Below are 6,427 nucleotides of genomic sequence, written 5' to 3' on the forward strand. Positions count from 1 at the left end.
CCCGATTGAATATCGGAATCATGTTTTAACAACCTTAACGGCGTAATACTAAATTGTCCCAATTTTGGGGGTCACATCATTCACTGAATCGCGTCTTTTTTCTTTGTTTCTTTTGATACTACTTTTTCAGCTCATAAGCGGCCAAGATTCCCTTAGCCTGCCGGCGGTCAGCCAAAAAGCTGCTGAAGACATGTCGCCGGGCACTTCTACTTCCTGGCCCAGCATTTCTTGGCCCGGCTGGACATGGATGGTCAAATTGTCCGCCTCTGTTGTGATATCAGCGCCAAACTGCCGCAACATGATCTCAGTATGGTTTCTGGTCGGCAATTTTTCGATGATGGTTGACGGGCTACCTGCTTTAAGGGCAGCAAAAATCGCCGCGCTTTTGACCTGGGCGCTGGCAACTTCCAGCTGGATTTCCGCCCCATGCAGCTTTTGCCCTATGACCGTGGCTGGCAGGGTTCCGGCCGGGCTCAAGGCAATCTCTGCCCCGAATTTAGCCAAGGGCTGGCTGACCCGCTTCATCGGCCGCTTACTTAAAGAAGCATCCCCGATCAATTGACTGGCAAAGGAGCTACCGGCCAAAATTCCTAGCAAAAGACGATTCGTCGTGCCGGAATTGCCCATGGCATTGACCCCGACAGCTTCTACTGGCCCGACTTGCGCCACATAAGCCACCAGGTCGATATCCAGCTGCCGCAAAAACTGCTGGGCGATATTGCCCAAAGCCACCCGCAGGGTAGTTTCCCGGGCTGAGGACCGTTCCAAGACATTGCGCAGATCCCGGTGCCGGTCGTGATCACCGCGTCTTTGCCAATATTGGCCAGCAGGGCCCGGTGCTCGCAGAGGCGTAAGTGGTCTTCGCCGAACTTGGCAAAAATTTCCGGGATGGTCAGCTTTTCTCTTTCCACAATAGCCTGGTCTAAGTCGATCTGCAGCTTGTTCAGCTTTTTCGCCAGCAAATCGCCAACCGTCGTTTTCCCGCATGCCATGAAGCCAACTAATACAATTCTCATCTTGTCCACTCTTTCTAATCTAAAAATAAAAACCACCTATTTTGGAAGACGTCTCCAATCCAGATGGTTGCATATCTATAAAAGAGTGGGCCCTTGCCCCCAGCCATGCTAGATTGAATGTGTATCTAGCAGGCTCAACAAACATTGGCTAGCTGAGTCTCGCGGCCGCGGATACGGACGCTTTAGTCGAAATAAGCATAGCCATAAAAGAAACTAGTCATGTTTGTCTTGAGCAAGTTCATTGTTAGATCCTCTCTTTTCAAATGATTGTTTGATTAAAATTATTAAAAACTCTCATTGAATCTGTCAATAGTTTAATCTGAAAAATCAAACAAGGAAAGAGAGAAATATAAAAGGAATAGAAAAAGAAGAATTTTCCCTATCTTTCCTGTCTTGGCCGGTAATAGCGGCGGCCGTCCTGTGACATCAGCGGCGGGGTGAATTCCCCCGGCTTGGTCGTGGACAATTCAGTCGTGATGGCGTTGACCGCCGCGTCCAGGTCATCGATCCGGTGTAAAAGCTCTGCTTCAAGCAGCGCCGGCAATTTCGGTGACCCGTACTCATAGCGGCCGTGGTGGGATAAGACCATGTGCCGCAGCAAAAGCAGGTCTTCACTGGCCAGGTCGATTTTCAGTTCCTGGGCAGCCAGCATCAGCTGCTCATCGATCAAAACCAGGTGGCCAACCAAGTTGCCTTCTGCCGTGTACTGGGTCGCTACCGGGCCGGACAATTCCAGCACCTTGCCCATGTCATGCAAGATGCAGCCGGCATAAAGCAGAGACCGGTTGACGGCTGGGTAGTTGTCTGCTAAGCCTCTGGCGCCTTTCAGCATGGTCAAAGTGTGGAAGGCCAGACCGCCTTTGTAGGCGTGGTGGTTGGACTTGCCAGCCGGGTAAGCGAAGAAGCGGCTGGACCACTTTTTCAAAAGGAAGTCCACCAGATCATGCCAGTTCTTATTGTCGATCTGGGCCACAAAGTCCTTGATCTCCTTCTCCATTTCTGCTTGCTTTTCCGGAGCAGTGGCCACCAATTGGCTCAAGTCCACCTGGTCGTCCGGGCTGACCGGATGAATGCTGAACAGCTTGATCTGGTCATGGTTGTGGTAGTCCTCAATTATCCCTGAGGCCTCAACCACCGTGCCGGCGTTGAAGCGGCTGGCGTCCTCAGCCTGGGCCTGCCAGTAATTGGCCCGGATGCTGCCGGAAGAGTCAGCCAATTGCATGAGCAGGTAGTGCTTGCCCCTCTTATCTTGGCGCAGCTGGGAATTCTTGACCATCAAGACCAGGTCAAATTCTTCCCCTTCATTGTAATCCAGCAAACGTTTAAGCATCCTGCTCCTTCTTTCTGTATCTGATTGGCGCGGCGCTGACGGCTTCAGCCAAGTCTTCTCTGGCCGTAAAGACCAGGATCTGCTTGTCTTTGCTCATCTTCTTGAGCATGTCTACAATGTAGCCGGTCCGCGGGCCGTCGAAGTTGACGAATGAATCGTCGATCAAGACCGGCAGGTCGATCTTGTCCTTGATCTGCATGATAAAAGCCAGTTTCAAGGCAAAATAGAGCTGCTCCTGGGTCCCCCGGGACAGGTAGGCCAGGGGGATCTTCTTTTTGTCTTTTCTGACCACCTTGAGCGGGGTCTTCTTGGACAATTTGGCCGGCAAAAGGATTTCCCGGTAGCGGCCGCCGGTCAAAATTTCCAGGTAGTCCTGGGCTAATTTCAGCATCTTCGGGAAGCGGTCATTTGAGGCTAGATCCAGGGTCCGGCCAATGACTTCCCCGGCCAAAAGGCTGGCCAGGTAGTCCTGGCTGTCTCTTCTGAATCTGTCGGCGATTTCAGCCAAGGTCTGCTTGTCTTCAGCCACCTGGCTGGAAGAAGCATAGCGCTTTTCCTCAGCCAAAAGGTTGGCCATTTCCTGCTGGCGGGCTGAGACAGCTTTTTGCTTATCAGCCAGTTCTTTTTCCAGCTCTTGCTTTTGCCCCAGCAATTTGCTTGAATCCAGGCCATTTTCTTCAAAAGCCGCTAACTGGTCACCCAAGTTGTTCTTCAAAGCAGTGATCTGGGCAGATAAAGCCTTTTGCTCTTGCAGTTTTTGCGCTAATGCCTGGTAGGCTGCCAGGTTTTCTACCCCGGCAGTCTGGTAGATGGCCAAAAGCTGTTCAGTTAAAGCGCTGATTTGCTTTTGGTAGTTCAAGTTGGCCGCCTTGACCTCCTGGCTGGCCCTAAGCGCCGCATTCTCAGCTTCCACCTGCTCTTCCAAGCGGCCCAGCTGCTGGCTGACAGCTGTAAGGTCACTGCCATCCAAGCCCAATTGGCGGGCCAGGTCAGCGGCCTGTTTTTCTTTTTGAGCGAGTTCTGCCTGGCTATTTGCCAAGTCCCGCCGGTTGATGGCCAGGTCCCGGTAAGGGGCAAGCAAGGAGTCGACCTTAACGCTGGCATCGATACCGTACTTTTCCTTAAAGGCTCCCGCCTTGTCCGGTCCCTTGGCGGGCTTTTTGAAGTAGGCATAAGCTGCTAAAACCGCGCCGGCAAGGATTAACAATATTGCCAAAATCCGGTTTTGCCCGATCAAAGCTAGACCAATTACCGCTACGATCAAGCCGACATATGGCGGCAGGGTCTTAGGCGCGGCTTCTGCCTTCTGGCTTTCTTCCCAGTCAGCCTGCATCTGCTGGAACTGGTCCACGGATAAATCTGCCACTTGCTCTAAATGCGGGGTCAATTCTAAGAGACTGGCCTGCTTTTCTTCCAGCTGCTTGACCTGCTGCTTGAGCATTTCCATGCTCTGGCTGATTTGCCCCAGTTCCTGCCGCCAGGCCCGGACCTGGTCCTTTCTTTTGGCCAAAAGGGCCGGGTCAACCGCTGTTTTTTCTTCCTTGATGGCGGCCTTGAGGGCCTTGATCTGGGCATTAAGCTCCAGGGCCTTCTGGTAGAGCTCCTGGTCAAAAGCGACCGGGCTGACCTGCTTTTTTAGGTCCAGATAAGTCTGGTAGTTCTGCACCTGCTCCAGCTGCTTTTCCAGCTTGCTTAGCTGGCTGGAGATTTCCTGGACTTCTTTTTCCAGCTTTTTAGCTGCTTTCTCTTCAGCCAGCCGCTGGCCTTCCAGCTGCTGGTAGGCGTCGAATTCCTGGCCGTCAGCGGCCACCTTGTCTCTTTGCTCAGCCAATTTGAGCAAGTCCTGGTTGACCGGGGCCTTCTTCCCGCTTGGCTTGAAGAGGTCCTTGGCTTCCTTGTCAAAGTCAGCCCGGATGGCTAAAAGCTGGCTGCTCTGGGCCGCCCCCAGATAGTAGATGTTCTCCAGGATCTCGCCTTCAGACAGGGAGCTGACCTGGCGGAGGAGGTCTTCATTAAAGATAAAGCTTTCAGCGTAAAAGCTCCCGTCGATGTTTTGAATCTGGTCGTAAAAGAGGCTGGCCGGGACTTCCTGGCCGTTTAAGAGGACCTTGACTGCCCCGGTCTTGCTCTTGTCCCCCTTGCTCCAGGTCCGCTCTAAGACATATTCCCCTGCATCACTAGTAAAGACCAGCTGCCCGCCCATCGGGTAGCTCTTGGTCAAGGGTTCGTAGTCTTCAAAAAAGACTGAGCTAGTATTTTTCAAATTGAAGCCAAAAAGGATCTGCTTGATGAAGGCCACGGTCGTGCTCTTGCCGGCCTCATTGCCCCCGAAGAAGGCTGCTAAATTGCCCTCTGGCAGGTCAAAAGTCTCATGGCTGAACTGACCGAAATTATAGATTTGAATCTGCTTGAGTCTCATTCTTCTCCCCCAGTCATTGCCTGCAGGCGCCTGGCCAGCTTGACGGCCACCAAGTCCCGGACCTGGCCGCGGAATTCCCCGTCCTCTAAAAGCCGGCGGGCATATGGGTCCTTCTTGGCCCAGGAAGCGGCCAGCTGCTGGATCTTCTCGTCAGTCAAAACTTCTGCTTCAGCAGCAGCCAGGGCTTCCCGGTCGCTGTTGTTGAGGCTGACCAGGCCCCGGACGGATAATCGGACATCAACCAATTGTGCTGGGGCTAAAGCCGCGGACAGACCGGCCCAGGCCTCCTGGTCCTGCCAAAGGTCTATTTCTTCGCTGGTCAAATATTCTGAGCCCGAAATCTTCAAGCTGAAGTAGGTCTTGCCTTGGATATTTTCTTGCAAAAGTTCCAGGGCTTTGGCATGCAGGCTGCTCTTATCAATTGCCTGGTCCAGCTCTAAAGTCAGCTGCTTCCAGGTAATCGGCGCTGTTTGGACAAAAGTCAAGCTGGTCTGCCCGCTGGTCTCATCGACTTCAGCCAGGTAGCAGCCCTTCTCCCCCAGTTCGCCGACATCCCGGCCTTGGATGTTGCCGGGGTAAACAATTAGCGGCTTCTCGCTTAAAATTTGCCGGGCGTGGATGTGGCCCAGGGCAAAGTAGTCATAGTTCAGCTCCTTCATCTGTCTTAAGTCAAAGGGAGCGTAGACATTGCCGCTGGCCGCTCTTTGGGCCGCGTGCATCAGGCCGATGGTATAGCCCTCTTTTTCCGGGAACTGGTCTAGGAGGTCAGCTTCAATATGATTCTGGCTATAGGAAAAGCCGGTCACATTGTAGGCAAAGCCGGTCTTAGTCTTAAAAAATTCCCGGGCAACTTTTTCCTGGTCACCCAAGAGGCAGAAGTAAGGACTGTTTTCGACCAAGAGATCCTGCCGGGTCATGTAATCGTGGTTGCCGAAGATCATGACCACTTGAATCTGGGCGTCAGTCAGCCGCTTCACCTGCCGGGCTAAAAAAAGCTGGCTGGCCGGAGACGGCTTGTTTGAGTCAAAGGTATCGCCGGCGATTAAAACCAGGTCGACCTGCTCTTTTAAGGCCAGGTCCACGATCCTAGTCAAAGACTGGGCAGCTGACTGGCGGATTTCAGCATATTCCCTGTTTGGCAAAAAAGATAGTCCACGAAAGGGGCTATCTAAGTGCGCGTCAGCTAAATGAATGAATTTCATGATTAGGCTTTTCTCAAATCCTCGTATGCTTCAGACAAAGGCTGGCCGATATTCTTTTGTACGTCGTTGAGCAGGGTGTAAACAGCTTGTTCTGCCAAAAGCATGCTTTGCAGGGTGGTGTTTTGGCTGACCCGTTCGTTCAAGCTCTTGAAGTGGTCTTGCTGCTCCTCAGTCAATTCCTTGCCGGTTTGTTGGGCTTCCATGATTTCCATTTGGGCCGCGTCCAGTTCCTTGAACAAGGCCAGGCTGCCCTCATCCGCCTTAACAGCGTCCATGGCTTCCTTCAAACCCAAAAATTGCTGGGTTTCCCGCAAGTCGTTAACTAATTGGTTGGCAGTATCGTAAATGTTGACCATTTTCTTTTCTCCTTTTTTATTACGGTTCAGTATAAAAACTTGTGTAAATGACTGAGAGACTTAGAAAGCTTTCCGCGATAGTTCCATTAACCGCAGGAAGAAGT

The 6,427-nt window shown here is 52.3% G+C and carries 6 protein-coding genes; all 6 read right to left on the reverse strand.

Annotated elements, in window-relative coordinates; translation table 11 throughout:
* Nucleotides 1–126: 126 nt before the first annotated feature.
* Complete coding sequence (locus tag FD23_RS07850; RefSeq protein ID WP_230844869.1) at nucleotides 127–732, reverse strand: 3-phosphoshikimate 1-carboxyvinyltransferase; 606 nt, start codon at nucleotides 730–732, stop codon at nucleotides 127–129.
* Nucleotides 648–1,016 carry a shikimate kinase gene (locus FD23_RS11075; RefSeq protein WP_074027766.1) on the reverse strand — a complete coding sequence of 123 codons (369 nt, stop codon included), beginning with the start codon at nucleotides 1,014–1,016 and terminating at the stop codon, nucleotides 648–650. The genes FD23_RS07850 and FD23_RS11075 overlap by 85 nt, the downstream gene beginning before the upstream one ends.
* Before the next feature lie 379 nt (nucleotides 1,017–1,395).
* Complete coding sequence (locus tag FD23_RS07855) at nucleotides 1,396–2,346, reverse strand: 3'-5' exoribonuclease YhaM family protein (RefSeq protein ID WP_052933718.1); 951 nt, start codon at nucleotides 2,344–2,346, stop codon at nucleotides 1,396–1,398.
* Complete coding sequence (locus FD23_RS07860) at nucleotides 2,339–4,765, reverse strand: AAA family ATPase (protein WP_052933719.1); 2,427 nt, start codon at nucleotides 4,763–4,765, stop codon at nucleotides 2,339–2,341. The genes FD23_RS07855 and FD23_RS07860 overlap by 8 nt, the downstream gene beginning before the upstream one ends.
* On the reverse strand, nucleotides 4,762–5,967 hold the full coding sequence (locus tag FD23_RS07865) for a metallophosphoesterase family protein (protein ID WP_025895571.1): 1,206 nt from the start codon (nucleotides 5,965–5,967) through the stop codon (nucleotides 4,762–4,764). The genes FD23_RS07860 and FD23_RS07865 overlap by 4 nt, the downstream gene beginning before the upstream one ends.
* A gap of 2 nt (nucleotides 5,968–5,969) precedes the next feature.
* Nucleotides 5,970–6,323, reverse strand: a complete 354-nt coding sequence (locus FD23_RS07870; RefSeq protein WP_025895572.1) for a YlbF/YmcA family competence regulator — start codon at nucleotides 6,321–6,323, stop codon at nucleotides 5,970–5,972.
* Nucleotides 6,324–6,427: the final 104 nt, after the last annotated feature.

This window comes from Lactobacillus delbrueckii subsp. delbrueckii DSM 20074 = JCM 1012, assembly GCF_001433875.1.
GTDB lineage: Bacteria > Bacillota > Bacilli > Lactobacillales > Lactobacillaceae > Lactobacillus > Lactobacillus delbrueckii.

Excerpts from the sequence above, each read along its gene's own strand:
- FD23_RS11075 (WP_074027766.1), bottom strand. The coding sequence starts at position 1,016 with ATGAGAATTGTATTAGTTGGCTTCATGGCATGCGGGAAAACGACGGTT.
- FD23_RS07855 (WP_052933718.1), bottom strand. The coding sequence starts at position 2,346 with ATGCTTAAACGTTTGCTGGATTACAATGAAGGGGAAGAATTTGACCTG.
- FD23_RS07860 (WP_052933719.1), bottom strand. The coding sequence starts at position 4,765 with ATGAGACTCAAGCAGATTCAAATCTATAATTTCGGTCAGTTCAGCCAT.
- FD23_RS07865 (WP_025895571.1), bottom strand. The coding sequence starts at position 5,967 with ATGAAATTCATTCATTTAGCTGACGCGCACTTAGATAGCCCCTTTCGT.
- FD23_RS07870 (WP_025895572.1), bottom strand. The coding sequence starts at position 6,323 with ATGGTCAACATTTACGATACTGCCAACCAATTAGTTAACGACTTGCGG.